Here is a 26,299-nt window from a genome sequence, read left to right as displayed (position 1 = left end):
CGCGCGTATTTGGCGACAAACCGAGCGCGGGCCGTCGGATTGTGCGATGTCCGAAAAAACGAAACCGCCCTTGCCGGCAGCGGTTGCGAAAATCGCGGGATTAAGAAAGAATTTCGTCATGGAGGCGTAACACGGCACCACCATGGCGCAGGCTGGGGTCCATCCGGGCAGCAACACGGAGCACAGGGTGAGCGACGAAAAACGTGTCGTAAGCGGCACGGAAGCCCATGTCGGCGATCGCTATTTCAATCGCGAGCTAAGCTGGCTCGCCTTTAACCGGCGGGTTCTGGCGGAAGCCCGGAACATGGACTATCCGCTGCTGGAGCGGCTGCGCTTCCTGTCGATTTCCGGCAGCAACCTCGATGAGTTCATGATGGTGCGCGTGGCCGGTCTTGCCGGACAGGTACGCCGGCAGATCGGCGAAGTCTCGATCGACGGACAGACTCCGGCGCAGCAGTTGCAGGCAGCCTATGCCGCCGTCACCGAACTCGTTTCCAGCCAGCAGGACGTGCTGACAGAACTCACCGGCAAACTGGGTGAGGCGGGCATCCGCCTCGTGGGCGAAGGGCCGGTCGAACGCGCAGAGGCCGAATGGCTGTCGCACTATTTCCGCGAACACGTCGTCCCGGTGCTAACACCGCAGGCGATCGATCCGGCACACCCCTTTCCGTTCATCGCCAACCAGGGGACCGGCATTCTCTTCACGTTGACGCGCATCGCCGACGGGGCCGACGTCAACGAGATGATCCTGATTCCACCCGCCCTGCCCCGCTTCGTGCGCCTGCCCGGCGAAGAAGCCGCGTGGATCGCGATCGAGGAACTGGTGCGCCGCCACGCCATGCACCTGTTCCCCGGCTTCCGCATCCAGGGCCATGGCGTATTCCGCGTGCTGCGCGATAGCGACATCGAAGTGGAGGAAGACGCCGAGGATCTCGTCCGCTACTTCCGCACCGCGATCCAGCGGCGCCGGCGCGGCAAGGTGATCATGCTGCACCTGCAGGACGATTTCGATCCGGCGGCGGAGCAGCTGCTGCGCCAGCAATTGCGGCTGGACCACGCGCTCGTTCTCAAGTCGCGCGGGGTGATCGGCATCAACGGCCTTTCCGCCGTGGTCGACGAAGCCCGGCCGGACCTGAAATTCGAACCCTACAGCCCGCGCTATCCCGAACGCATTCTCGAACACGATGGCGATTGCTTTGCGGCGATCCGCGAGAAGGACATCGTGATCCACCACCCCTACGAAAGCTTCGAGGTGGTGATCGATTTCCTCCACCAGGCGGCGTCCGATCCCGATGTGGTGGCGATCAAGCAGACGCTCTATCGCGCGGGCAAGCAATCCGCCGTGATCGCAGCGCTGATCGCGGCAGCCGAAGCGGGCAAGTCGGTCACCGCCGTCGTCGAACTGAAGGCGCGTTTCGACGAGGAACAGAACCTGATGTGGGCCTCGCAGCTCGAGCGCGCGGGCGTGCAGGTTATCTATGGCTTCGTCGACTGGAAAACCCACGCCAAGGTCTCGCTGGTCGTGCGCCGCGAAGGAGATGGCTACCGCACCTACTGCCACTTCGGGACGGGCAATTATCACCCCGTCACCGCGCGGATCTACACCGATCTTTCGTTCTTCACTGCCGACCCCAAGTTCGGGCGCGACGCGGGCCGGCTGTTCAACTTCATCACCGGCTATGTCGAGCCCAAGGGCACCGAAATGCTCGCGATAGCCCCGATCGGGCTGCGCAACACGCTGTACGATCACATCGATCGCGAAATCGCCTTCGCGCGCGCGGGCAAGCACGCGACGATCTGGGCAAAGCTCAATTCCCTCACCGACGAAAAGCTGATCGACCGCCTCTACGCAGCCAGCCAGGCCGGCGTGGAGATCAGCCTGGTCGTGCGCGGCATCTGCTGCCTGCGCCCCGGCGTGCCCGGCCTATCGGAGCGGATCTACGTCAAGTCCATCATCGGCCGCTTCCTCGAACACAGCCGGATCTGGGCCTTCGGCAACGCCGCGCGCCTGCCCAACAAGCGCGCACGCGTATTCATCTCCTCGGCCGACGGGATGAGCCGCAACCTTGATCGGCGCGTGGAAGTGCTGGTGCCGATCCGCAACAGCACGGTGCACGATCAGGTGCTCGATCAGGTCATGCTTGCCAACCTGCTGGATACGGAGCAGAGCTGGAAACTGGAACCGGATGGAAGCTACCACCGGATGGATCGTGGCCCCTCTCCCTTTAACCTGCATCGCTATTTCATGACCAACCCCTCCCTCTCCGGTCGCGGTGCGGCGCTGACCAAGGGCCGCAAGGTGCCCAAGCTCGCGTTGCGGCGCGGCGGCGCCAGCCGGGGCTGACGCATTTCACGATGGCCAGCAGGGACAGGTCCGGACAGAGCCAGCGGGCAGGACCGCGCAGCCCGTCGCGCGCGATCATCGACATCGGATCGAACACCGTCCGGCTGGTGATCTACGGCGGCCCGCAACGCGCGCCGGAAATCCTGCACAACGAAAAGGTGGCCGCTCGCCTGGGCAAGGGCGTGGCTGAAAACGGGCTGCTCTCCGAAAAGGCCTCCACCGCCGCGCTCGTCTCGCTGCGGCGCTATCGCGCGCTGCTGGACCTGATCGGCGTCCGCACGGTCGACGTGGTCGCCACGGCCGCGGTGCGGGACGCCCGCAACGGCGCGGCTTTTCTGGATGAAGTCCGCGCGATCGGCTTTGCTCCCCGCCTGCTTTCGGGCGAAGAAGAAGCGGTGACCAGCGCGCATGGCGTTACCGGCGCGTTCCCCGACGCGCACGGCGTGGTCGGCGATCTCGGCGGCGGCAGTCTTGAACTGGTCGATGTCGATGGCGGTAGCTGCACGCACGGCGTCAGCATGCCGCTTGGCACGCTGCGTCTGCCCGCCTTGCGCGCCGACGGTGACCGGGCGTTCGCCAAGCGCATCGGCAACGCGCTCGACAGGGCGGAATGGCGCGCCACGCCCGGCACCACGCTTTACCTCGTCGGGGGATCGCTCCGCGCGTTCGCGCGCTATGCCATGGTCCGCAGCGAATGGCCGATCGACGACCCCCACGGGTTCGAGCTTCCCGCCGCAGCCGCGCTGAAATTCGCGCGCACCCTCGCCCGGCGCAAAGGGTTGAGCCCGGTTCCCATCGCGGGCGTTTCCGGATCACGGCTTACCGGCCTGCCCGATACCGCGGCGCTGCTGGCCGTGCTGGTGCGAAAGCTGGAACCCGCGCGACTGGTGTTTTCATCGTGGGGCCTGCGCGAAGGCGTGCTGTGGGAAGCCATGCCGACAGCGGTACGAACCCAGGACCCGCTCGTGGCTGGCGTCTCGGCCTTCATCAACGATCAGGGCATATCGCCCAGCACGGGCACGATGGTCGCCGGATGGACGGCCAGCGCTCGCCCGGCCGGCAGCGGCGGTCGGCACGAGCAGCTCCGCCTTGCCGCCACCATGCTGAGTCTCGCCTCGGCCCGGATCGAACCCAATCTGCGCGCGGACCATGCGCGCGACTGGGCGTTGCGCAAGCGCTGGATCGGTATCACGGCGCGGGAACGCGCGATGCTGGCCGCGGCGATCATCGCCAATGCCGGCAAGATGGAACTGCCCCCCACGCTTACCGCGCTGCTGTCACCGGCAGCGCTGCGCGAGGCGCAGGCCTGGGGCCTTGCCACGCGCCTGTGTCGCCGCTTCACGTACGCCATGCCGCAGGGCCTAAGCGCCAGCACGCTGACCGTGGAGGGAGATACCCTGGTACTCGCCGTCGCCCCGGGCCTTGCCGAACTCGTCAACGAAGGTGTGTCGCGCGATCTCAAGGCGCTGGCTGCGCATCTTGGCCTCAAACAGGACGTGCGTTGATACGCTCCGCCCGATCGCGATGAATAGAACGCCGATAAGGACTCGTTCACCTTTCGCGTTCGTATGAACAAAACCTTTTTGGATCAAATGGGTAAGCCGACAATATGCTTTGCCGGCTTTGGGATATGCCCATGAGTAACCCCCTATCGCTCCATCGGCGCCGCGAGATGCGCCTGGCGAACCGCCTGGAAACGCGGCTGTCGGTGCAATACCGCCGATTCACGCAGCGCTTGCCCGGCATCGTCCTTGACCTGTCTTGCGATGGCGCGCGGCTTTCCTCGGTGGAACGGCTGCGCCCGGGCGACAAGCTGTGGCTGACCTTGCCCGGTCTGGCGCCGTGCATGGCCCGGGTCGTCTGGGTCAACGATTCGCTTGCGGGATGCAGGCTTGCCGCCCCGCTTCATCCGGCTGTGCTGAAAGCTCTGGTTGAAAGCAGCATCGCCTAGAGCCGAACCACATTGCCAGCCAGCCGGTCTATTTCGGTACGGTCGTGGCTGACATAGAGGATCGGCAGCCGCAATTCGTCGCGCAGCCGTTCGATCACCTGCATGATCTCGTCCCGGCGCTCGGCATCGAGCGAAGCCAGCGGCTCATCCAGCAACAGGAAGCGCGGACCGGCCAACAGCGCCCGTCCGATGGCCACGCGCTGCGCCTCGCCCCCGGACAGCGTGCGCGGCCAGCGATCGAGCAGATGGCCGATACCCAGAAAGGCGCTCGCCTCCTGCAGCGTCATGAACCGCCGGTCGGCCGGCGCCAGCCGTTCGCCGTAGAGCAGATTATCGCGCACGCGCCGATGCGGAAACAGGCGCGCTTGCTGGAAAACGTACCCGCAAGCGCGCTGTTCGGGCGGAAGATCGATGCCCTGCCCGGCATCGAACAGCGTCTTGCCCGCGATCGTGACATGCCCGCGTTCGGGCCGCAGCAATCCAGCGAGCGCATCCAGCACGGTGGTCTTGCCGGCTCCGGATGGTCCGAACAAGGCCGTCAATCCGGCCGTGCTGGTGAAACGCGCTTCGATCAGCCGGTTCCCGCGCCGGATCGCCACGTCCACATCGAACGCGTCCACATCGAACGCAGGGGCATCGCCGGGAGGCCCGTTAAAGGACATGCCCGCCTCCGCGCGTACCGAAACGCCGCGCCAGCAGTTCGGACGCGACCAGCGCCACCAGCGAGAGCGCCACGGATATGCCCGCCAGCCGTGCCACCATCGCATCGCCATCGGGCATCTGCAGCGCCGAATAAATCGCCAGCGGCAGCGTGCGCGTTTCGCCGGGGATGTTGGACACGAACGTGATCGTCGCGCCGAACTCGCCGATCGACCGCGCGAAGCCAAGCACAGCGCCGGCCAGAATACCCGGCAGCGATAGCGGAAAAGTGATCGTCAGGAACGCGCGCCACGGCCCCGCACCAAGCGTGCGCGCCGCGTTTTCCAGCCGCGTGTCGACCGCTTCCAGCGAGAGCCGCATCGCCCGCACCATCAGCGGCAGCGCCATGATTGCGGCCGCCAGCGCCGCGCCGGTCCAGCGGAACATCAACGTGATGCCAAACGCGCGATCCAGCCAGCTTCCGACCGGACCGTTCCCGCCGAAGGCAATCAGCAGCAGCCAGCCCGTCACCACCGGCGGTACCACCAGCGGCAGGTGGATCAACGCGTCGACCAGCACCTTGCCCGGAAACCGCACCCGGGCCAGCAGCCAGGCAAGCGCGAACGCCAGCGGCAGCATGAGCCCGACACCCGCCACGCTGACTTTCAGCGAAAGCAGCACGATCTCCCATTCTTCCGCCGACAGCATGAAGTGCCTTACCGCGTGCCGAAACCGAACCGCGCGAAGATCGCCTTGCCTTCGCGCGAGAGCAGGAAGCGTTCGAACCCGGCAGCATCGGGCGCGCGCGAACCGTTCAATTGCGCGATCGGGTAGGTAATCGGCGTATGGCTGTTCGCGGGGAACCAGCCGGCAATGCGCACCCCGGTGCTGGCACGCGCATCGGTGGCATAGACCACGCCGAGCGGTGCTGCGCCGCGTTCGACCAGCGCCATGGCAGCGCGCACGTTTTCGGCCCTGGCCACGCGCGCCTGCACACTTGGCCACACACCCAGCCGGGTCAGCGCTTCGCGGCCATAGCGCCCCGCCGGCACGGCATCGGGATCGGCCATGGCCAGCCGCCCGGCGCTGCCCAGCGCGCGGACCAGCGGAAAGCGCGGTCCGATCACCAACGCGGCGCGGCTGGCGGGTGGCGAGACCAGCACCAGCCGGTTGGTAAGGAACGTCGCCCGCGTGCCCTTGCGCACCAGTCCACGCGCGGAAACATGGTCCATCCATTCCTCGTCGGCGGAAATGAACAGGTCGGCCGGCGCGCCCGCCTCGATCTGCCGGGCAAGCGCTGACGATCCCGCAAACGAGATCACCGGGCGCTCATGCCCCTTGCGCGCCCAGGCATCGGCGGCGGCGTTCAGCGATTCCTGCAAGCTCGCTGCCGCCAGCACGACCGGAGGCCCGGCAAGCGCCGGAACGCCGGTCAACGCCAAAAGAAGGACAAGGAACGCGGAAAGCAATCTCGGCATCAACCACCCATTTCTATATTCGTCCGGATATAGCCTCGGCACCGCCCGGTCACGCGAAAAAGTTTGCCGGCTTTCCCTGCGCCACGCGGACGACTAGGGACGGAGCCATGCTGCGCATTACCGAACTCAAGCTGCCGCTCGACCACACGCCCGAAGCGCTGGAAGCCGCGATCGTCGAACGGCTGGGCATCACGCCCGCCGACCTCGTGCGCTACACCATTGCCCGGCGTGGCAATGACGCGCGGCGCAAGAGCGCGATCAAGCTGGTCTATGCGATCGACGTGACACTGGCCGACGAAGCCGCCGTGCTCGCGCGCCTCGCCGGCGACCCGCACGTCCGCCCCACGCCCGATACCGCGTACCGCTTCGTCACATCAGCGCCCCCGCCTGCCGACGCCCCCCGCCCCGTGGTCATCGGCGCCGGCCCCTGCGGGCTGCTGGCGGCCCTGATCCTGGCGCAGATGGGGTTCCGCCCGATCATCATCGAGCGCGGCAAGGCGGTGCGCGAACGGACCAAGGATACCTGGGGCCTGTGGCGCCGCAGCGTGCTGACGCCGGAATCGAACGTCCAGTTCGGCGAAGGCGGCGCGGGCACGTTCTCCGACGGCAAGCTCTACAGCCGGATCAAGGACCCGCGCCACCTGGGCCGCAAGGTGCTGGTCGAATTCGTCAAGGCGGGCGCGCCGGACGACATCCTGACCGAGGCGCACCCGCATATCGGCACGTTCCGGCTCGTCACCATGGTCATGAGCATCCGCGAAACGATCGAGGCGCTGGGCGGCGAATACCGCTTCCAGACCCGCGTAGAGGATTTCGAGATCGAGACCGCCGCCGACGGCGCCCGCTCCTTGAGGGGCCTGCACCTCAGCAACGGCGAGTTCCTGCCGGCCAGCCACGTCGTGCTCGCGGTTGGCCACAGCGCGCGCGATACGTTCCATGTCCTGCACGATTGCGGCGTGTACGTGGAAGCCAAGCCTTTCGCGATCGGCGTGCGGATCGAACATCCGCAAAGCTGGATCGACAAGGCCCGCTATGGTCCCGGTGCCGGCAACCCGATCCTGGGCGCGGCCGCCTATTCGATCTCGCACCAGTGTTCCAACGGCCGCACGGTCTACAGCTTCTGCATGTGCCCTGGCGGACGCGTCGTCGCCGCGACGAGCGAGGAAGGGCGGGTCGTCACCAACGGCATGAGCCAGTATTCGCGCGCCGAATTCAACGCCAATTCGGGCATCGTTGTCGATATCAGCCCGGATCGCGATTATCCCGGCGGCCCGCTGGCGGGCATCGCCTATCAACGCCACTGGGAATCGCTGGCCTATGTCGCCGGCGGTTCGAACTATAAGGCGCCGGGGCAGAAGCTGGGCGATTTCCTGGCCGGCCGGCCCTCCACCACGTTCGGGGAGGTCACGCCGTCCTATCAGCCCGGCGTTCACCTGACCGATCTTTCGCAATGCCTGCCCGATTTCGTGATCGAATCGATCCGCGAGGCGCTGCCCGCGTTTGGCCGGCAGGTTCCCGGATACGATCATCCGGACGTGGTGCTGACCGGGGTGGAAACGCGCACCTCCTCCCCCATCCGCATCCGGCGCGGGGCCGACTTCCAGAGCGTAAACACGCGCGGTCTCTATCCCGCAGGCGAAGGCGCTGGCTACGCGGGCGGCATTCTCTCGGCGGCGGTGGACGGTATCCGCGTGGCCGAAGCGCTGGCGCTCGACATGACGGGGCAAAGCGCGGCGGCGGCCTGAGCGTCGTTCGCTTTCGCAAAATCCGTCTCGCTAGCGAGACACTTCAGGCAGGATTTTGCGGTCCAAGATCAGGCTCGGTGGCGGCCGCAAGCTCGTCTCCACAGCATAATATGTTGATTTTTATGCATATTATGCACGAGGACGCATTTTACAGTTGCAAAAAATGCATTAAGGTATTTTTATTTCGCACTTGCACACAATTCGTAACCAACCCATATGGAGCGGGCCTTTCAGGCATCCTCTCCCAAACTTTCAAGGGCCGACCGGGCAACTGGTCGGCCCCTTTTTTGTCTGCGGCTCGCCGGTACGGACATCGCGCAAATTTTGTATGCAACACATACAATTTATGCTAGCCGCCAGCTCCGATCCGGACGAAATTCCGGCACACGGTTCCGGTACGCAGGGGGAGATGACAGATGGCCCAGATCATCGATGGCAAAGCCATGGCACGCGCGCTGACCGAGCGCACAGCGGACGAAGTCCGGCAGATCGTGGCGGAAACCGGTACGCCGCCCGGCCTTGCCGTGGTGCTGGTCGGTAACGATCCCGCCAGCGAGGTCTATGTCGGCCGCAAGATCGCCCAGTGCCGCAAGGCCGGGATCGTCTCGTTCGAACACCGCATGCCGGCAACGACGGCGGAAGGCGAACTCCACGCGCTGATCGACCAGCTCAACGCGGATCCGGCCGTGCATGGCATTCTCGTCCAGCTGCCGCTGCCCGCGGGCATCGATGCCGCGCGCGTGCTCGACCGGATCAGCCCGCTCAAGGATGTCGATGGCTTCCACCCCGTCAACGTCGGGCGCCTCTCGACCGGCACCGGCGGGCTGGTGCCTTGCACCCCGCTCGGCATCATGATGCTGCTCGACAGCGTGATCGACGATTACCGCGGCCTCAACGCCGTGGTGATCGGCAAGTCGAACATCGTCGGCAAGCCGGTATCGATGCTGCTGCTCGAACGCGAGGCGACCGTTACCGTCACCCACATCGAAACGCGCGACCTGCCCGACGTGGCGCGCAAGGCCGATATCATCGTCGCCGCCGCCGGCGCGCCGCAACTGGTGCGCGGCTATTGGGTCAAGCCCGGTGCGGTGGTGATCGACGTGGGCATCACCCGGGTCACCGATCATGACGGCTCCTCGAAGATCGTCGGCGATTGCGCCACGCACGAACTGGAACATGCGCGCGCGGTAACGCCGGTGCCCGGCGGCGTCGGCCCGATGACCATCGCTTGCCTGCTAGCCAACACCGTCCGCGCCGCGCGGATCGCCAGCGGATCGAGCAACGCCTGACACGAAGGAAAGCGCCCTGAAAAGGGTGGGAGAACGGATACGGTTTGCGACAAATCCCCTGTCGCAAGCCCCGGTTTTTGCGCTATGCCCGGATGGATTTTCCAAGGAGCCTTCACGGATGAAAAAGCACATCGTTCTCGCCCTCGCCGCGCTGGCCGCTTCGGGAACCGTGGTTTCCGCGATCGCCGCGACGCCAGCCGAAACGGTCGCCGCGCGCCAGGCGAACTTCAAGCAGCTGGGCCGCGCGATGAAGGCTATCGGGGAAGAGCTGAAGAAGCCCGCGCCCGACCTTGGCGTGATCCGCGCCAGCGCGCAGTCGCTGAACCAGGCGGCCGGCCACGTCGGCCACGGGTTCCCGCGCGGCTCCGGCCCGGAATCGGGCGTGAAGACCGAAGCGCTCGCCGCCATCTGGCAGCGCCCGGCCGATTTCCAGGGCGCTACGCGCAATCTCGTGACGAAGGCCGGCGATCTTCGGGCGGCGGCTACCAGCGGCGATCTTAACCGCATCCGTACCGCCTTCCCGGCGGTCGGCGGCGCGTGCAAGGGCTGCCACGACAACTTCCGCGAACGCCACTGATGGGCAAGGTCCGGCTCTGGGACGCGCCGGTTCGCCTGTTCCACTGGAGTGTCGTCGCGCTGTTCGGCGCGCTCTGGTGGACCGGTGAAAACGGCAAGATCGATCTGCACAAGACCATCGGCCTCGTCATGCTGGGGCTGGTGGTGTTTCGCGTGCTGTGGGGTTTCCTCGGCGGATCGACCGCTCGCTTCGGCAGCTTTGTGAAGGGGCCGGGCGCCGTCCTCGCCTATCTCAGGGCATCGCGCGAAGGCAAGGCGCCGACCATCGTCGGACACAATCCGCTGGGCGGCTGGAGCGTGCTGGTCCTGCTGGGCCTGCTGGCGCTGCAAGTGGGCCTGGGCCTGATCGCGCAGGATAGCGATGCGGTCGCTTCTGGCCCGCTCAACCATTTCGTTTCCTACGATACGGGCGATGCGGCAGGCGAAGCGCACGAGGTCGTGTTCAATATCCTGCTGCTGTTCGTGGCCCTTCACGTCGCCGCTGTCCTGTTCTACCTGTTCGTGAAGCGCGACAATCTGGTCCACCCGATGCTGTCCGGGCACAAGGCTTTCACGCAAGCCGTCGAACACCCCACGTTCGCTCCGGCGTGGCGTTTGATCTTCAGCGTGATACTCGCGGCCGCGTTCGCCGGCTGGGTCGCGCTGGGCGCGCCGTTCTCGCTCGAGCAGGCGAAGCAGGCGTGGCAAGCACCGCCGCCCTCGGCGGACGAATCCTACATGTAAGGCGAGAAGGGGCGGGTCGTTTCCCGCCCTTTTTTTGGCAATTGTCGCTTCGCTTGCAAAGGCAGCGCCCACCCCGCAGCGGCTAAGGCTGCCTGCGGCGACGCAAGTCTCGCTCCCCTCCCGCCTGCGGGAGGGGTTGGGGGTGGGATTTCCAGCGTCGCCGAATGTCCCTCAGCGCTATTGCTTGGCCGCATCCTCCGCATCGCCGATCCACAGTTCGTGGCTGTCGATACGGATGCGCGTGAGCATCCGCATTGCCTCGGTGCGTGCGGCGGCCTCGGCACGGAACGCGTCCTGCACCTGTCGCTCGCCGAACAGCACATCGGACAGATCGATCTCGCCCGCTGCCTGGCCACGCCGCAGCTTCACCAGCGCCGCCACCTGCGCATCCAGCGCTTCGCGCGCGCGTTGCCAGCTTTCGTACCGGAAGCGCACCTCGGCGATATCGCCGCTGGCCGTCTCCTGTACCGCCATGCGCGCGGCCAGCGCATCGGCGCGCGCCGCGTTCGCCTGCGCATCGGCCTGCTCGGCCAGCGCGGTGCGGTGTCCGCCGCCGATCGGCATGGAGAAGATCACGCCGGCGCCCTTTTCCATGCCGCCGCGTTCGGAGAACAGGCGCACGCCCACGCTGGGATCGGCCAACCGGTCCTGCCGGACGCGCTCGGCCATGGCTTCGCGCTTGTGCAGTTCCGCTTCCGCCGCCGCGATCTCGTGGCTGCGCACGAACATCCGCGCGCCGTAGCTTTCCAGGCTCTCGCCCGGCATGACCGGCCGTGGCACTTCGGGCGCCTCCACCGGCAAGGGCAACGAGGCGAAATGGGTTGCCAGCCGCACACGGGCGAGTTGCGCCCGCCCCGCCGACTGCGCGGCGGCGACTTTCGCCGTTCCCAGCGCGGCGGCGGCCTGATCGGCGTCCAGCTGCGCGGCATCGCGCAACGCCACGCGCCGCTGCACGGCCTTGAGCGTGGCTTCCAGATTGCTGACCGCCTGCCGGTCGACTTTGGCTTCCTCCGCCGCGCCCAGCCAGTCCCACCATTCCTGCGCCAGCACCAGCGCCGCCTGATGGCGCGCGTCCTCGGCCATGTTGTGCGCGGCCTCTATCCCCAGATCCCCGATCTGCCGGTCGAGCCGCCCCTTGCCGGGCAGGCGCACCGGCCGGGTCAATTGCGCGTCGAACTCGTTGTAGCGCCCTTCCCGGTCGACCGTGCGGCTCATGTAGCTGGTATAGAGATTGAACTCCTGCGTGCCCCGCCGCAATGCTCCGGCTTCGGCGCGCGCGGCATCGACCCGCGCGTCCGCCGCCTGTACGCTGGGATGCGCGTCGAGCGCGGCCCGCACGGCCTCGGTATCGGGCAGGCCCGGGTCCGCCGCCAGCGCCGGCAGGGCCGCCAGAAGCGCGGGAAGCGCCAGCAGCGCATGCTTACGCATGGGACGCCTCCCCTTCTTCCACGGCCCCGGGTCCGGGATCGACAACGCGATCTCCAGCCTCCCGTTCGGCCTGCGATTCCCCGAAGCGTTCATAGAGGATCGGCAGCAGCACCAGCGTGAGCAGCGTGGACGAGATCAGCCCGCCGATCACCACAATCGCCAGCGGCTTCTGGATTTCCGATCCCGGCCCCGTCGCGAACAGCAGCGGGACAAGGCCGAAGGCGGCGATCGTGGCGGTCATCAGCACCGGTCGCAGCCGCCGCTCCGCGCCGCGCCGCACCGCTTCGGCCAGGGGCATACCGCCTTCGCGCAACCGGCGGAAATAGCTCACCATGACGAGCCCGTTCAGCACAGCGATGCCCAGCAGCGCGATGAAGCCAACCGAGGCGGGCACGGAGAGATACTGCCCCGACATCGCCAGCGAGATCATCCCGCCGACCATCGCGAAGGGAATGTTGACGAGGATCAGCAGCGAGGCCCGCACTGAGCGCAGCGTGGCGTAAAGCACCACGAAGATCATCGCCAGCGAGATCGGCAGCACCAGCGCCAGGCGGGCCGAGGCGCGTTGCTGGTTCTCGAATTGCCCGCCCCAGACGATCCGGTATCCTGCCGGCAGCTTCACGTTGCGCGCGATGTCGGCCTTGGCCTCGTCCACGTAGCCCACAAGGTCGCGGCCGGAAACGAAGGCCTGGATCATCGCGAAGCGCGATCCGTTCTCGTGCTCCAGCTTGACCGGCCCTTCCACGCGCGAAACTTTCGCCACGTCGCTCGCGCGCACCAGCTGGCCCGACGGCGAACGGTAAAGCTGGTCGGCGAAGGACTGCACGCCCGCGTCCTGCGCGCCGCTATCGCCGCGCACCACGATCGGCACGCGCCGCACGCCTTCGGCCACCACGCCCGCGCGCACGCCTTCCACCTGCGCGCGCATCGCGTCCTGCAGGTCGTTGACCGGCATGCCGACGCGCCCGGCCGCCGCGCGGTCGATGTCGAACTGGAGGTAGTCCACCTTGTCGTTCGCCACGGTCACCGCCTCGCTCGTGCCGGGGATGGTCTGGAGGCGTTGCTGGATCTGCCCGGCCAGGCGCGAAAGCTCGGCGATGTCAGGCCCGAACAGCTTGATCGCCAGATCCCCGCGCGCGCCGGTCAGCATTTCGGAGATGCGCATCTCGATCGGCTGGGTGAACGTCGGCTGGATACCCGGCAGGTCTTCCATGACCTTGCGAATTTCCTCGACCAGCCAGTCCTTGTCGTTGACGCGCCATTCGCTGCGCGGCTTGAGCTTGAGAAAACTGTCGGTCTCGTTGAGGCCCATCGGATCGAGGCCCAGTTCGTCGGAACCGGTGCGGGCGATCACTTCGGTCACTTCCGGCACTTTCGCCCGGATGGCCCGTTGCACCTTCATGTCGTCGTCAAGGCTGTGCGGCAGCGAGATGCTCGGCACCTTGGTAAGCTGCACGATCACCGAGCCTTCATCCATCGTCGGCAGGAAAGTCTTTCCTGTCGCCGAATAGGCCACGCCCGTCAGCAGCAGCGAGACGCCCGCGATCGAGAACACCAGCCGCTTGCGCGCAAACGCGCCCTTGAGCAGCGCGGCATAGCGCGGCCCCAGCTGGCGCATCAGCCATGGTTCGTGATGGCCCAGCCGCACTTTCAGCACGTAATAGGCCAGCACCGGCACGAGCGTCAGCGACAGCACAAGCGCCGACAGCAGCGCCAGCACGATCGTGAGCGCCACGGGGGCGAACAGCTTGCCCTCCAGCCCTTCCAGCGTCAGCAGCGGCAGGAACACCAGCGCGATGATCGCCATGCCCGAAGCGACCGGAGTCGCCACTTCGGCCGAGGCCACCAGCACGTTGTAGAGCTTGCCCGATTTCGCATGTCTCTCGTCCGAAAGGCGCTCGACCACATTCTCCACCACCACCACCGCGCCGTCGATCAGCATCCCCACGGCGATGGCGAGGCCGCCCAGGCTCATCAGGTTGGCGGTGAGGCCGATCGCCCGCATGCAGATGAACGTGAGCAGCGCCGCCATCGGCAGCGCCAGCGCAACGATGACCGAGGCGCGCGCATCCCCCAGGAACAGCAGCAAAAGCACGATCACCAGCACGGTGGCTTCGAGCAACGCTTCCTCGACCGTGCCAACGGCGTGCCCGATCAGTTCGGACCGGTCATAGAATACCGAGACGGACATGCCCTTGGGCAGGCTGGGCGCAATCTCGGTCAGGCGTGCCTTGACCCCCTGCACCACTTTCGAAGCATCCGCGCCCTTCAGGCCTATGACGAGGCCTTCCACCGCTTCGCCCTTGCCGTCGCGCGTCACCGCGCCGTAACGGGTCAGGCTGCCGATCCGCACCGTGGCGAGATCGCCCACGCGCACGATGCCGGCGGGCGAGGAGCGCACGACCACGGAGGAAAGGTCGTCCAGCGTGCGGATCGCACCGGTGGAGCGCACGATCAGTGCTTCCTCGCCAGTGACCAGACGCCCCGCCCCATCGTTGCGGTTGCCGCCCTCGATCGCGGTAGTGAGGTCGGAAACGGTCAGCCCCGCCGCCGCCATCGCTGCCGGATTGGGCGAAACCTCGAACGTTTCGGCATGGCCGCCCAGCGAATTGACATCGGCCACGCCGGGCACCGTGCGCAGCGCGGGACGGATGATCCAGTCGAGTGCCCGCCGCTTTTCGGCAAGGCTTTGCGGCCCTTCCAGCGTGAACATGTACATGTCGGATAACGGGGTGGAAATCGGCGCGAGGCCGCCAGTCACCGTATTGGGCAGGTCGCCCATCGCCCCGTTCAGGCGCTCCGCCACCTGGTTCCGCGCCCAGTAGATATCGGTGCCGTCCTTGAAGTCGATCGTGATGTCCGCAATCGCGTACTTGGCGACCGAGCGCAGCACGTTCTGGTCGGGGATGCCCAGCATCTCCATCTCGATCGGCGCGATCACCCGGCTTTCCACTTCCTCGGGCGTCATGCCTGGCGCCTTCAGGATGATCTTGACCTGCGTGGAACTGATGTCCGGAAACGCATCGATCGGCAGGTTGACGAACGACCACGCCCCCGCGCCGGCCAGCACCAGCGCCAGCCCGATCATCACGAGGCGCAGCGACAGCGCTTTTTCGACCAGCCTCCGCAGCATCGCCTTACTGCCCCGCCAGCGACTTGAGTTCGGTCACGCCCGTCGTCGCCACCTGTTCCCCGACCCGGATTCCGCCGGACAGCACCGCCCGCCCGCCGGTTTCGATGGCGACGGCCACCTTGCGCCGCTCGAAGGCATTGCCCTTGCGCACGAAGACGTAATCCTGTCCGTCGATCCGGGTGACCGCGCTGACCGGCACCGCCACGCCGCTGGCGCCGGATGCGCCGCCAATCACCGCGGTGACGCCTTTGCCAGGCACCAGCCCGTCGGAGGCCGAAAGGCTGGCCTTCGCGGCAATCGAGCGCGTGACCGGATCGAGCGAGGCGCCGACCGAAAGTATCTTGCCGGTGACGGTGGCGCCGCCCTCCAGCGGCACCTGCACTGCCATGCCCGGCTGCACCTGCCCCGCCATCCGTTCGGGCAATTGCAGGTCCAGCCGCAGCGCCGAGGTGTTTTCGATCACGAAAGGCGCCGCGCCGCCGCCGACGGCTGCACCGGTTTCGACCGTCGCCGTCGCCACGCGTCCCGCAATGGGCGCGCGCAACGTGACCGTGCCATCGCGACCCGCGCCGGCCAGCGCCAGCAGGCGCCGGTTCTCGCGCACGCTTGCCTCGCTGCGCTGAAGCGCGGCGCTGGCCTCGTCGGCGCGGACGCCGGCAACGACGCCCTCGCGCGCGAGTTGCGAAAGCCGGTTGGCATTGGCCCGTGTCAGCGCCAGATCGGCTTCGGATCGCGCAAGTTCGGCGCCGAACTGCACCGGCTCCGCCGCGCGCACCACGGCCAGCGCCTGCCCCTTCGCAACCGCCTGTCCCTGGATCACCAGAACCTGCACCGCGGTTCCGGCGAAAGGCGTGGTCACCGCCACGCGCGCTTCGGGCGGCAGATTGACTTGCGCGGGCACCGAACCGATCGGCAGCGCGCCGGCGTCTTCCGCTGGCTTCACCTGGATGCCAAGGCGCTCGATCTGCGCCGCTGTCAGCGCCTGCGCGCCGGCTTTTTCCGTCGCGCTTTCCGTTGCTTCGGGAGCCGGCGCACGACTGGCACTCCACCAGAAAGCACCGCCGGCGAGAACGACGGCAGCCACGCCGCCTGCAAGAATCCGCTTATCCATATCAGGGGCAATAGCCACGAACCTGACAGGAGCTTGTCAGTTTGGGAGAATACTGACAGCTTTTTCGCGATTGCTCACCGATCGGCGGAGGAGAAGGACAACAACGATGCGGCTGCTGCTGGTCGAGGATGACGAACAACTGGCGCGCCGCCTGTCCGACCGCCTGCGCGGCGCAGGCTTTGCCGTCGATCTCGCGCGCAACCGCGCAGAAGGCGAAGACTGGCCCGACATGGACAAGATGGCGGCGGTGATCCTCGATCTGGGCCTGCCAGACGGTACCGGCATGGACCTGCTGCGCTTCTGGCGTGCGCGCCGCGTCGAATGCCCGATCCTGATCCTGACCGCGCGCGGAAGCTGGCAGGACAAGGTGGAAGGGCTGAACGCCGGCGCCGACGATTTCGTGGTCAAGCCGGTCCGTTTCGAGGAACTGCTAGCCCGGCTGAACGCGCTGTTCCGCCGCCACGCGGGCAAGCACGATCCCTGGCTGGAGGAAGCCGGCATCCGGCTCGATCCGGTCAGCCGCACCGCGCTGCGCGATGGCGAGTCGCTGGTGCTGAGCAAGCAGGAGTTCCGCCTGCTGCAACTGTTCCTGCGCCGCGCCGGGCAGGTGCTGTCGCAGGGCGATATCATCGAGCATCTCTACGATCTCGACAGCCAGCGGGAACTGAACGCGGTGGAAGTGCTGGTCTCGCGCCTGCGCCGCAAGATCGGACGCGACCGCATCACCACGCTGCGCGGGCTGGGCTACAGGTTCGAACGATGACGCATCACGCCCCCCTCCCCGGCCCGCGCGGGCTGCTGAACAGCCTGCGCGCCCGCGTGCTGCTGGCGGTCCTCGTGTGGGTCGGCCTCGGTATCGGCGGCATCTGGTTCTCGGCCACGCGTGTCTTCACCAAGCACATCGAGGAACAGTACCACGAGGAACTGGACGTCCACGTCCGCGAACTGGCCGGCTTGGTGAAGATCGGCCCCGGCGAACACATCGAACTCACCCGCCCGCTGTCCGATCCGCGCTATCTGGTGCCGCTTTCGGGCTTCTACTGGCAAGTCAGCGTGGACCGGGGCATGATCCTGCGCTCCGCCTCGATGACGCGCGGCGCGCTGGACGAGGACGTCGCCCATGGCCCGGTCATCGTCCACCGGCTCGACAACGGGCCGACCGGCCCCGCCATCACCTATGGTCTGATCCGCAAAAGCCCCAGCGGGCGAGACATCCACTTCGTGATCGCCACCGACCAGCGTCTGCTCGACGAAACCATCGCCCGGTTCACGCGCGAACTGACGCTGTGGCTGTTGGCGCTGGCCGTAGCGCTGGTGGCGACGGGCGTGTTCATCGTGGTGTTCGGCTTCCGCCCGCTCGACCGGCTGGCGCAGGCCACCTCACGCCTGCGCGCCGGCACCACCGCGCGGCTGGACGGACACTACCCGGTGGAGATCGCGCCGCTGGTGGACGACCTCAACGCCTATATCGCCCACAACACCGCAATCGTCGATCGCGCGCGGGTGCAGGCCGGCAACCTCGCCCACGCGCTGCGCACGCCGCTGGCCGTCATCACCGACGAGGCCGAGCGGCTGGCGCAGGATCGCGGCACCTCCGCCCCCGCCGCGGTACTGCTGGAACAGACCCGGCTGATGGCGCAGCAGATCGAATACCAGCTCGCCCGCGCCCGCTCCGCCGCCGGATCGGGCGCGCCGGGCGCGATCAGCCGCCTGTCCGACGTGCTGGCGCCGATCCTCTCCGCCATGCGCCGGCTGCACCCGGACAAGCGCTTCGATCTCGTCAACCACGCCGGACCGGAGGCGGCGTGGCCGGTCGATCCGGTGGACCTGTCCGAACTGCTTTCCAACCTCATCGACAACGCGGGCAAGTGGTCCGAAAGCCGGGTGCAACTGGTGATTGGCGAGGACGGCAGCGTCCGCGTGATCGACGATGGCCCCGGCCTTGCCGTCGGCGACATCGCCCGCGCTTTCGAAATTGGCAGCCGCTTCGATCCCGGCAAGCCCGGATCGGGCCTGGGCCTTGCCATCGCGCACGACATCGCGACCGCCTATGGCCTGTCGCTGACGCTGGAAAACCGGCCGTCTCCCGCGCACGGCCTTGTCGTTCAGCTCAGGGCGCGCGGCCCGACAGATCCTTGACCGCTTCCATCACCACGAACGTGGACGTGTGCGAAACGTGCGGCAGGCGGGAAATCTTCTCGCCCAGCACGGCGCGGAACCGGGCGATGTTGGCGGTGCGGACTTTCAGCAGGTAGTCGAAATTGCCGGCGATCATGTGGCATTCCTCCACTTCCGCGATCGCCTTCACCCCGCGGTTAAACTCGGCCAGCGCCTGCTCGCGCGTGTCCGACAGCTTCACTTCGGTAAAGGCGATGTGATCCAGCCCCAGCCGCGCAGGGTCGATCACCGCGCGAAAGCCGGTGATGACGCCGTCATCAACCAGCCGTTTCAGGCGGACCTGGCACGGCGTCTTCGAGAGCCCCACACGCTCCGCCAGCTCGGTCACGGGCAACCGCCCCTCGCGCCCCAACACGTCGAGAATGCGCTTGTCGAACTGGTCAAGATGCCTTTCAATATCGTTTTCTTGAGGCATATTGCCCTTTTCTATCCCCGTTTTTCTCAAACTCCCTATCTCAAACGCACCAAATAAGCCAGATTGCTTTTCCCGCTTCTGATAGGATCGTGGCATCCCATTCCAGAGGTCCGCCCCCATGCCCACGCGCCCGCCCTTTGCCGATTTCGCTCCCCCCATCCGCGAACAGGATGCGCTGCGCCAGGCGATCACCGCCGCCTACCGCCGGCCCGAGCAGGAGTGCATCACCGCGCTGCTGCCCCAAGCCACGCTGCCAGACGCGGCCCGCGCCGAAGCGTCCACGCTGGCCCGCCGCCTGGTCGAAGCGCTACGCGCCCGGCCCAAGGGCAGCGGCGTGGACCAGCTGGTGCAGGAATTCGCGCTCTCCACGCAGGAAGGCGTGGCGCTGATGTGCCTTGCCGAAGCGCTGCTGCGCATTCCCGACGACGCCACGCGCGACGCCCTGATCCGCGACAAGATCGCCGGCGGCGACTGGCGCGCCCACATCGGCGGCAACCGATCGCTGTTCGTCAACGCCGCCACGTGGGGGCTGGTGGTGACGGGCAAGCTCACCGCCAGCGTCGACGACCGCAACCTCGGCAATGCGCTGACCCGCCTCATCGCCCGCGCCGGCGAACCGATCATCCGGCGCGGCGTCGATCTGGCCATGCGGATGATGGGCGAACAGTTCGTCACCGGTCGCACCATCGAGGAAGCGCTGGAGCGCGCGCGCGAACTGGAGGCGAAAGGCTTCCGCTACAGCTACGACATGCTGGGCGAGGCCGCGATGACGGCGGACGACGCGGCGCGCTACCTTGCCGATTACGAGAACGCGATCCGCGCCATCGGCCGGGCATCGGCCGGGCGCGGCATCGTCGAAGGCCCCGGCATCTCGATCAAACTCTCCGCGCTCCACCCGCGCTACGCCCGCGCGCAGGCGGATCGCGCGATGGCCGAACTCCTGCCGCGCGTGAAGGGCCTGTGCGAACTTGCCAAGCGGTTCGACATCGGCCTCAACATCGACGCCGAGGAAGCCGACCGGCTCGAACTCTCGCTCGACCTGTTGGAAAGCCTGGCGCTCGATCCCGATCTTGCCGGCTGGAATGGCCTGGGCTTCGTCGTGCAGGGCTATGGCAAGCGCTGCCCCCAGGTGATCGACTGGATCGTCGCGCTGGCGCGCCGGTCCGGCCGGCGAATCATGGTGCGGCTGGTCAAGGGCGCCTACTGGGACGCCGAGATCAAACGGGCGCAAGTGGACGGGTTGGCCGATTTTCCGGTCTATACCCGCAAGGTCCACACCGATGTCGCCTATATCGCCTGCGCGCGCCGCCTGCTGGACGCCCCGGACGCGGTGTTCCCGCAGTTCGCCACGCACAACGCGCATACGCTGGCGACGATCTACGCCATGGCCGGGCCGGACTTCGCCTCCGGGGCTTACGAGTTCCAGTGCCTGCACGGCATGGGCGAACCGCTGTACGAGGAAGTCGTCGGCGCGGACAAGCTGGACCGCCCCTGCCGCATCTATGCCCCGGTGGGCACGCATGAGACGCTGCTGGCCTACCTTGTCCGGCGCCTGCTCGAAAACGGCGCAAACTCCTCGTTCGTCAACCGCATCGCCAACGAGGCCGTGCCGGTGGAGGAGATCATCGCCGATCCGGTGGAGCAGGTCCGCGCCATGCCGATTCCCGGCGCGCCGCACCCGAACATCGCGCTGCCCGGCGCGCTCTATCCCGGCCGGCGCAACAGCCGGGGCGTGGATCTGTCCAGCGAGGCCGTGCTGGCCGATCTAGCCGAACGTTTCGCCGCCGCCAGCCGCGAGCCGGTCCGCGCCGCACCCTCCCCGCGTCTCGCCGCGCTTCCGGCGCGGCCGGTACGCAATCCCGCCGAGTACGATGACACCGTCGGCACCGTGGCGGATGTGACCGCCGAAGCCGCGCGCGAAGCGGTCCGCATCGCCGCCGGCGCGGCCGCCACCTGGGCTTCCACGCCGATCAACGCGCGCGCGACGTGTCTGGAGCGCGGGGCCGATGCGCTGGAAGCGGCGATGCCCGATCTGCTCGCCCTGATCGTGCGCGAAGCGGGCAAGTCCGTGCCCAACGCCGTGGCCGAAGTACGCGAGGCTGTCGATTTCCTGCGCTACTACGCGGTCCGCGCGCGCAGCGACCTTGCCGGCAGCACGCCGCTGGGGCCGGTCGTGTGCATCAGCCCGTGGAACTTCCCCCTGGCGATCTTCACCGGGCAGGTCGCCGCCGCGCTCGTCGCCGGCAATCCCGTGCTGGCCAAACCCGCCGAGGAAACCCCGCTGATCGCGGCCGAAGCCGTGCGCCTGCTGCACGCCGCGGGCGTGCCGGCCGACGTGCTCCAGTTCGTGCCCGGCGATGGCGCGATCGGTGCGGCGCTGGTCGGCGCGCCGGAGACGGCGGGGGTGATGTTCACCGGCTCCACCGACGTCGGCCGCCTGATCCAGAAGCAGCTTTCCACCCGCCTTTCCGCCACTGGCCGCCCTATCCCGCTGATCGCGGAGACCGGCGGGCAGAACGCGATGATCGTCGATTCCTCGGCGCTGGCCGAACAGGTTGTGGCCGATGTCATCGCCTCGGCCTTCGACAGCGCGGGGCAGCGCTGCTCCGCGCTGCGCGTGCTGTGCCTGCAGGAAGACGTGGCCGACCGGGTGCTCACCATGCTCAAGGGCGCGCTGGCGGAACTGCGCATCGGCCGCACCGACCGGCTGGCGGCGGACATCGGCCCGGTCATCACCGCCGAGGCGCAGGCGCGGATCGAGGCGCACGTCGACGCGATGCGCGCGCGGGGGCGCAAGATCGAGCGCCTGCCGCTGCCCGACGGAACCGGGGCCGGCACGTTCGTCGCGCCGACGATCATCGAACTCGAGGCCCTGTCCGATCTGGAACAGGAAGTCTTCGGCCCGGTGCTGCACGTGATCCGTTATCGCCGGCAGGACATCGACGCGCTGGTCGATGCGATCAACGCCTGGGGCTTTGGCCTGACCTTCGGCCTCCACACCCGGCTCGACGATACGATCGCGCGCGTCACCAGCCGCATCCATGTCGGCAATATCTACGTCAACCGCAACGTGATCGGCGCGGTGGTGGGGGTGCAGCCCTTCGGCGGACACGGGCTTTCGGGCACCGGACCGAAGGCGGGCGGACCGCTCTATCTCCAGCGCCTTGTCCAGCCGCGCCCCGCGCTGCCGTTCCCGGTGGATGCGGAGGTCGTGCTGCCCGGCCCGGTGGGCGAACACAACCTCTACCGCACCGGCCCCGCCGGGCGCGTGATCCTGTTCGCGCAGGACGGCGCCGCACTGGCCGCACAGGTCGAGGCCGCGACCGCGCACGGCAACGCCGCCGTCATTGCCGATCCTGCCCTGCTGCCGTCCCTGCCCGCCACGCTGGCCGACCGGGTGCTGGCACCGGCGGACTGGCGGCAGGCAGGGCCGTTCGCCCGCGCGCTGGTCCACGGAGACGGCGCCTTCATCGCAGCCGTGCAAAAGGCGCTTGCCACGCTGCCCGGCCCGATCGTCACCGCCGAAGCGCCGTGCGCCGCCGGCGGCTATGCACCGGCGATGCTGGTGGGCGAACAGTCCGTGTCGATCAACACCACCGCGGCCGGAGGAAACGCCAGTTTGATGACCCTGGCCTAATGGCGCTGGCCTGACCGGAATCCACGCTTGGCGTATGGCCCGGCGCGTGCGACGAAGCCATCCGGCTTCACGGCACCAGAGGAACAAGACAAGATGCGGCACTCCATCGGCCGGGCGTATTTCGGTTCTGCGGCAGCACTGGCCCTGTTCGGCGCATGGTCACCGCACGCCCGCGCCGCCGATGCGCCGCGCAACGTGGTGATCCAGCGCGACGACTGGGGCATCGCCCACATCAGCGGCCAGACCGACGCCGACGCGGTCTATGGCATGATCTATGCGCAGGCCGAGGACGACTTCAACCGGATCGAGGTCAACTACCTCACCAACCTGGGCCGGCTGGCCGAGGCCGAGGGCGAAGGCGCGCTGTGGTCGGACCTGCGCCAGCGCCTGTTCATCGACCCCGAGGTGCTGAAGGCCGATTACGCCGCCAGTTCGCCGTGGCTGAAGGCGCTGATGGACGCCTGGGCCGCCGGCCTCAACGCCTTCCTGGCCGATCACCCGGAGGTGAAGCCGCGCGTGCTGACCCGGTTCGAACCGTGGATGGCGCTCAGTTTCACCGAAGGCAGCATCGGCGGCGATATCGAAAGCGTGCCGCTGAGCCAGTTGCAGGCGTTCTACGAAAAGCGCGCCATCGCCATGACCGCGCTGGAACGCGGCACACAGTTCCGCGAGCCGCAAGGTTCCAACGGCATGGTGATCGCGCCGTCGCACACGCAGGACGGGCACGCGCTGCTGCTGATCAATCCGCACACCAGCTTCTTCTTCCGCTCCGAACAGCAGGTGACGAGCGGCGAAGGGCTGAACGTCTATGGCGCGTCCACCTGGGGGCAGTTCTTCATCTACCAGGGGTTCAACCCGCACGCCGGCTGGATGCATACCTCCAGCGGGATCGACAACGTGGACGAGTTCGCCGAAACGATCGCGCCTTCGCCCGATGGCGACCTTTACTACCGCTATGGCGGCGCCTTGCGCAAAGTGACGGTGAAGCCGGTCACGCTCGCCTACCGCAAACCCGATGGCGCCATGGCCACGCGCACCTTCACCACTTATGCCACGCACCATGGCCCGATCGTGCGCGAGGCGGACGGCAAGTGGATCGCCTTCGCGCTGATGAACAAGCCCGTGCCCGCGCTGGAACAGAGCTTCCTGCGCACCAAGGCGCGCGATCTGGCGGGCTTCCTGCAAGTGGCCGAACGCAAGGCCAATTCCTCCAACAACACGCTGTTCGCCGACGACAAGGGCGAGATCGCCTACCTCCACCCGCAATTCGTGCCGGTGCGCGACGACCGCTTCGATTACCGCAAGCCGGTCGACGGCAGCGATCCGGCGACCGACTGGAAGGGGCTGCACGCGCTGTCCGATCTGCCGCAAGTGGTGAACCCGAAGAACGGCTGGGCGTTCAACGTCAACAACTGGCCGTGGACCGCTGCCGGGACGGACAGCCCGAAGGCGAAGGCCTATCCCCGCTACATGGATCAGGTGGGCGAGAACCCGCGCGGCGCCCATGCCGAAAAGGTGCTGTCGGCCCGCTCCGATTTCACGCCCGATCGCCTGATCGCCGCCGCCTACGATCCGTGGCTGCCCGCCTTCACGCGCCTGCTGCCGGGCCTGATCGCCGCGCACGACAAGGCCCCCGATCCGGCGCGCGCGGAACCGGTGGCGCTGCTGCGCGGCTGGGACCAGCGCTGGGCGCTCGATTCCACGGCGACCAGCCTTGCCGTGTTCTGGGGCGAAGCGCTCTGGGCCAAGGGCGCGGACGAGGCCAAGCGTTCGGGCATCACGGTGTGGGACTGGATGGCCGATCACGCCACCGATGCGCAGCGCCTTGCCGCGCTGGACGAAGCGACCGCCCGGCTCAAGGCCGATTTCGGCGACTGGCGCGTGCCCTGGGGCCAAATCAACCGCTACCAGCGCAACGACGGCGCGATCCGCCAGACGTTCGATGACGCGAAGCCCAGCACGCCCGTGCCTTTCACGTCGGCGCAATGGGGCTCGCTCGCCGCGTTCGGCGCGCAGCGCTATCCCGGCACGAAGCGCTATTACGGCACGCGCGGCAACAGCTTCGTCGCGGTGGTGGAATTCGGGCCGCGCGTGAAGGCCAGGGCGGTCAGCACCGGGGGCGAAAGCGGCCACCCCACCTCCCCTCACTTTGCCGATCAGGTAAGCCGCTACGTTTCGGGCAACCTGCGGCCGGTGTACTTCTATCCGGAAGACCTGGCCGGCCACGTTACGTCAAAGGAGGAACTGGTGCGGCGTTAAACTGTCCGCACCAGACCCAGCCAGCGCGCGGCGGGCGCGATCCGCAGCAGCACCAGCCGCTCGATCACCAGCATGGCCGCCATCGACAGCGCCAGCAGCGGCAGGAAGGCGGCCAGCACCAGCGCGATCGCGGCCATGCCTCGCTTGCGCGCAGGCACCGCCGGCAGCGGCGGGGCGCCCAGCACGCCACCGGGCTTGCGCCGCCACCACAGTACGAAGCCGCCGACCGCAAGCGTCACCAGCATCAGCGCGGTCATCACCCCGATCAACTGGTTCACCCAGCCGAACAGCGCGCCTTCGTGCCAGGAAATGCCATAGCCCACGACGCGATCGATCGGGTGCTTGTCGGCAAAGGTCTCGTGCGAGCGCTGCGCGCCGGTGCGCGCATCGAACGTGAAGGTTTCACCCAGCAAACGGTTCTGCGTGTCCGCCTTCACGATCCACGCCGATGAGGGCTTGGCGCCGAACGCCCCCGGCGCGCCCGGTGGCATCACGATCACCGGCCAGGCCATGTGACGCGATCTGGCTTCCGCCACGATCTCGGTCAGCGAAACCGGCGTCGGCCCGCCGGCATGATCGTGCGTCATGCCCGGCATGGCATGCATGGCCCCGGCCCCCGCCATCATCGCGGCATGATCGTGCCCGGCGTGATCGTCGGCATCGGCGGCGCGCCCACCGATCGTCCAGTCCTGCTTGCCCTTGACCCAGCCCATCTCCGTGCGCACCGCCTTGAACGCGCTGCCCCAGACCGAGGCCCACGGCAGCCCGGTTACCAGCAGCACGAGCGCCAGTCCCGAGACCCAGAACCCCGTCACCGCATGAAGATCGCGCCAGAAGGCTTGCGGCCCGCGTGTCAGGCGCGGGTAGATCACGCCCGCCGCCCCCCGTCCACGCGGCCACCACAGGTAAAGCCCGGTCAGGATCATCACGATGCCCCAGCTCGCCGCCAGCTCGACGATCCAGCTTCCGCGCTTGCCCAGCAGCAGCTGCCCGTGCACCGCGCGATCGATCGCGATGATCCGCTTGTCCGGGTCAAGGCTGCCCAGCACCTTGCCTTGCGGGGAAACGAACACGTCGCGCATCCCTTTCCCTCCCGGCAGGGCGATATGGACCAGCGCGGCATCGCCTTCGCGTTCGGGCAGGCGATAGGAATGAAGCCGCGCGCCCGGGAAGGCGGACAGCGCGGCTTCACCCTGCGCGTCGGGCGAAACGGTTTCCGCAACAGGCAGGGAGCGGAAAGCCCGTTCTTCCCACCGCTCGATCTGCGGCTTGAACAGATAGAGCGATCCCGACAGCGCAAGCACCAGGACCATCGGCACCACGAACAGGCCGGCATAGAAATGCCAGCGCCAGATCGTGCGGTAGAGGGCGAAACTCTGATTCATGGGAGAAA

Annotated in this window: 19 protein-coding genes; 11 read left to right on the top strand and 8 right to left on the bottom strand. The window is 67.5% G+C overall.

Annotation, left to right across the window (positions count from 1 at the left end):
• Positions 1-142: 142 nt before the first annotated feature.
• The 3 genes from EH199_RS08600 to EH199_RS08590 all read left to right on the top strand — a co-directional run bounded on the left by EH199_RS08600 (position 143) and on the right by EH199_RS08590 (position 4,295).
• On the top strand, positions 143-2,344 hold the full coding sequence (locus tag EH199_RS08600; protein ID WP_124808845.1) for an RNA degradosome polyphosphate kinase: 2,202 nt from the start codon (positions 143-145) through the stop codon (positions 2,342-2,344).
• A gap of 11 nt (positions 2,345-2,355) precedes the next feature.
• The gene (locus EH199_RS08595; protein WP_124808844.1) at positions 2,356-3,849 is read left to right on the top strand and encodes a Ppx/GppA family phosphatase; all 1,494 of its coding nucleotides are present in this window, start codon (positions 2,356-2,358) and stop codon (positions 3,847-3,849) included.
• A gap of 131 nt (positions 3,850-3,980) precedes the next feature.
• Complete coding sequence (locus EH199_RS08590) at positions 3,981-4,295, top strand: PilZ domain-containing protein (protein ID WP_223806551.1); 315 nt, start codon at positions 3,981-3,983, stop codon at positions 4,293-4,295.
• On the opposite strand, the gene EH199_RS08585 is transcribed toward EH199_RS08590, so the two are convergent.
• Genes EH199_RS08585 through modA form a run of 3 tightly spaced genes read right to left on the bottom strand, consistent with a single transcriptional unit; the run spans position 4,292 to position 6,412 of the window.
• Positions 4,292-4,957 carry an ATP-binding cassette domain-containing protein gene (locus EH199_RS08585; protein ID WP_124808842.1) on the bottom strand — a complete coding sequence of 222 codons (666 nt, stop codon included), beginning with the start codon at positions 4,955-4,957 and terminating at the stop codon, positions 4,292-4,294. The genes EH199_RS08590 and EH199_RS08585 overlap by 4 nt on opposite strands.
• Positions 4,947-5,642: a molybdate ABC transporter permease subunit gene (gene modB, locus EH199_RS08580; protein ID WP_124808841.1), complete on the bottom strand. Its 696-nt coding sequence runs from the start codon at positions 5,640-5,642 to the stop codon at positions 4,947-4,949. Before modB ends, EH199_RS08585 begins: the two co-directional genes overlap by 11 nt.
• Before the next feature lie 8 nt (positions 5,643-5,650).
• Complete coding sequence (gene modA, locus EH199_RS08575) at positions 5,651-6,412, bottom strand: molybdate ABC transporter substrate-binding protein (protein WP_124808840.1); 762 nt, start codon at positions 6,410-6,412, stop codon at positions 5,651-5,653.
• 107 nt (positions 6,413-6,519) lie between these two features.
• On the opposite strand from modA, the gene EH199_RS08570 reads away from it, so the two are divergent.
• From EH199_RS08570 to EH199_RS08555, 4 genes are all read left to right on the top strand, one after another.
• On the top strand, positions 6,520-8,157 hold the full coding sequence (locus EH199_RS08570) for an NAD(P)/FAD-dependent oxidoreductase (protein ID WP_124808839.1): 1,638 nt from the start codon (positions 6,520-6,522) through the stop codon (positions 8,155-8,157).
• A 416-nt stretch (positions 8,158-8,573) separates the two neighbouring features.
• Positions 8,574-9,446: a bifunctional methylenetetrahydrofolate dehydrogenase/methenyltetrahydrofolate cyclohydrolase FolD gene (gene folD / locus EH199_RS08565; RefSeq protein WP_124808838.1), complete on the top strand. Its 873-nt coding sequence runs from the start codon at positions 8,574-8,576 to the stop codon at positions 9,444-9,446.
• Between the two features lie 118 nt (positions 9,447-9,564).
• Positions 9,565-10,023: a cytochrome c gene (locus EH199_RS08560; protein ID WP_124808837.1), complete on the top strand. Its 459-nt coding sequence runs from the start codon at positions 9,565-9,567 to the stop codon at positions 10,021-10,023.
• Entirely contained in the window at positions 10,023-10,745 is a 723-nt protein-coding gene (locus tag EH199_RS08555; RefSeq protein WP_124808836.1) for a cytochrome b/b6 domain-containing protein, read from the top strand. The genes EH199_RS08560 and EH199_RS08555 overlap by 1 nt, the downstream gene beginning before the upstream one ends.
• A 177-nt stretch (positions 10,746-10,922) precedes the next feature.
• On the opposite strand, the gene EH199_RS08550 is transcribed toward EH199_RS08555, so the two are convergent.
• The 3 genes from EH199_RS08550 to EH199_RS08540 are packed head-to-tail and all read right to left on the bottom strand — an operon-like array spanning position 10,923 to position 16,390.
• Positions 10,923-12,173 (bottom strand): TolC family protein, encoded by a 1,251-nt coding sequence (locus tag EH199_RS08550; protein WP_124808835.1) that lies wholly within the window; start codon positions 12,171-12,173, stop codon positions 10,923-10,925.
• Complete coding sequence (locus tag EH199_RS08545; RefSeq protein ID WP_124808834.1) at positions 12,166-15,306, bottom strand: efflux RND transporter permease subunit; 3,141 nt, start codon at positions 15,304-15,306, stop codon at positions 12,166-12,168. The genes EH199_RS08550 and EH199_RS08545 overlap by 8 nt, the downstream gene beginning before the upstream one ends.
• 4 nt (positions 15,307-15,310) lie before the next feature.
• On the bottom strand, positions 15,311-16,390 hold the full coding sequence (locus EH199_RS08540) for an efflux RND transporter periplasmic adaptor subunit (RefSeq protein ID WP_190287189.1): 1,080 nt from the start codon (positions 16,388-16,390) through the stop codon (positions 15,311-15,313).
• Between the two features lie 133 nt (positions 16,391-16,523).
• On the opposite strand from EH199_RS08540, the gene EH199_RS08535 reads away from it, so the two are divergent.
• Complete coding sequence (locus EH199_RS08535) at positions 16,524-17,180, top strand: response regulator transcription factor (RefSeq protein WP_124808832.1); 657 nt, start codon at positions 16,524-16,526, stop codon at positions 17,178-17,180.
• On the top strand, positions 17,177-18,556 hold the full coding sequence (locus EH199_RS08530) for a HAMP domain-containing sensor histidine kinase (RefSeq protein WP_124808831.1): 1,380 nt from the start codon (positions 17,177-17,179) through the stop codon (positions 18,554-18,556). The genes EH199_RS08535 and EH199_RS08530 overlap by 4 nt, the downstream gene beginning before the upstream one ends.
• On the opposite strand, the gene EH199_RS08525 is transcribed toward EH199_RS08530, so the two are convergent.
• The gene (locus EH199_RS08525) at positions 18,528-19,010 is read right to left on the bottom strand and encodes an Lrp/AsnC family transcriptional regulator (protein WP_124808830.1); all 483 of its coding nucleotides are present in this window, start codon (positions 19,008-19,010) and stop codon (positions 18,528-18,530) included. The genes EH199_RS08530 and EH199_RS08525 overlap by 29 nt on opposite strands.
• Before the next feature lie 118 nt (positions 19,011-19,128).
• Between EH199_RS08525 and putA the strand changes: the two genes are divergently transcribed.
• Both putA and EH199_RS08515 read left to right on the top strand, forming a co-directional pair.
• Complete coding sequence (gene putA / locus EH199_RS08520; protein ID WP_124808829.1) at positions 19,129-22,647, top strand: bifunctional proline dehydrogenase/L-glutamate gamma-semialdehyde dehydrogenase PutA; 3,519 nt, start codon at positions 19,129-19,131, stop codon at positions 22,645-22,647.
• 93 nt (positions 22,648-22,740) lie between these two features.
• A complete protein-coding gene (locus tag EH199_RS08515) occupies positions 22,741-24,906 on the top strand; it encodes a penicillin acylase family protein (RefSeq protein ID WP_124808828.1) in 2,166 nt (721 codons plus the stop codon).
• Here the strand turns inward: EH199_RS08515 and EH199_RS08510 are convergent.
• The gene (locus EH199_RS08510) at positions 24,903-26,291 is read right to left on the bottom strand and encodes a PepSY domain-containing protein (RefSeq protein ID WP_124808827.1); all 1,389 of its coding nucleotides are present in this window, start codon (positions 26,289-26,291) and stop codon (positions 24,903-24,905) included. The genes EH199_RS08515 and EH199_RS08510 overlap by 4 nt on opposite strands.
• Positions 26,292-26,299: the final 8 nt, after the last annotated feature.

Origin of the sequence: Novosphingobium sp. LASN5T (assembly GCF_003856955.1) — a bacterium.
Taxonomy (GTDB): domain Bacteria; phylum Pseudomonadota; class Alphaproteobacteria; order Sphingomonadales; family Sphingomonadaceae; genus Novosphingobium.
The sequence above is the reverse complement of the archived record's forward strand: the minus strand, read 5'-3'. Positions and strand labels throughout refer to the sequence as shown.

Bases quoted from the DNA above. Each gene is read 5' to 3' on its own strand.
- modA (WP_124808840.1), bottom strand. From the start codon at position 6,412: ATGCCGAGATTGCTTTCCGCGTTCCTTGTCCTTCTTTTGGCGTTGACC.
- EH199_RS08590 (WP_223806551.1), top strand. From the start codon at position 3,981: ATGAGTAACCCCCTATCGCTCCATCGGCGCCGCGAGATGCGCCTGGCG.
- EH199_RS08595 (WP_124808844.1), top strand. From the start codon at position 2,356: ATGGCCAGCAGGGACAGGTCCGGACAGAGCCAGCGGGCAGGACCGCGC.
- putA (WP_124808829.1), top strand. From the start codon at position 19,129: ATGCCCACGCGCCCGCCCTTTGCCGATTTCGCTCCCCCCATCCGCGAA.
- EH199_RS08535 (WP_124808832.1), top strand. From the start codon at position 16,524: ATGCGGCTGCTGCTGGTCGAGGATGACGAACAACTGGCGCGCCGCCTG.
- EH199_RS08570 (WP_124808839.1), top strand. From the start codon at position 6,520: ATGCTGCGCATTACCGAACTCAAGCTGCCGCTCGACCACACGCCCGAA.
- EH199_RS08525 (WP_124808830.1), bottom strand. From the start codon at position 19,010: ATGCCTCAAGAAAACGATATTGAAAGGCATCTTGACCAGTTCGACAAG.
- folD (WP_124808838.1), top strand. From the start codon at position 8,574: ATGGCCCAGATCATCGATGGCAAAGCCATGGCACGCGCGCTGACCGAG.
- EH199_RS08585 (WP_124808842.1), bottom strand. From the start codon at position 4,957: ATGTCCTTTAACGGGCCTCCCGGCGATGCCCCTGCGTTCGATGTGGAC.
- EH199_RS08600 (WP_124808845.1), top strand. From the start codon at position 143: ATGGCGCAGGCTGGGGTCCATCCGGGCAGCAACACGGAGCACAGGGTG.
- EH199_RS08560 (WP_124808837.1), top strand. From the start codon at position 9,565: ATGAAAAAGCACATCGTTCTCGCCCTCGCCGCGCTGGCCGCTTCGGGA.
- EH199_RS08545 (WP_124808834.1), bottom strand. From the start codon at position 15,306: ATGCTGCGGAGGCTGGTCGAAAAAGCGCTGTCGCTGCGCCTCGTGATG.
- EH199_RS08530 (WP_124808831.1), top strand. From the start codon at position 17,177: ATGACGCATCACGCCCCCCTCCCCGGCCCGCGCGGGCTGCTGAACAGC.
- EH199_RS08510 (WP_124808827.1), bottom strand. From the start codon at position 26,291: ATGAATCAGAGTTTCGCCCTCTACCGCACGATCTGGCGCTGGCATTTC.
- EH199_RS08515 (WP_124808828.1), top strand. From the start codon at position 22,741: ATGCGGCACTCCATCGGCCGGGCGTATTTCGGTTCTGCGGCAGCACTG.
- EH199_RS08555 (WP_124808836.1), top strand. From the start codon at position 10,023: ATGGGCAAGGTCCGGCTCTGGGACGCGCCGGTTCGCCTGTTCCACTGG.
- EH199_RS08550 (WP_124808835.1), bottom strand. From the start codon at position 12,173: ATGCGTAAGCATGCGCTGCTGGCGCTTCCCGCGCTTCTGGCGGCCCTG.
- modB (WP_124808841.1), bottom strand. From the start codon at position 5,642: ATGCTGTCGGCGGAAGAATGGGAGATCGTGCTGCTTTCGCTGAAAGTC.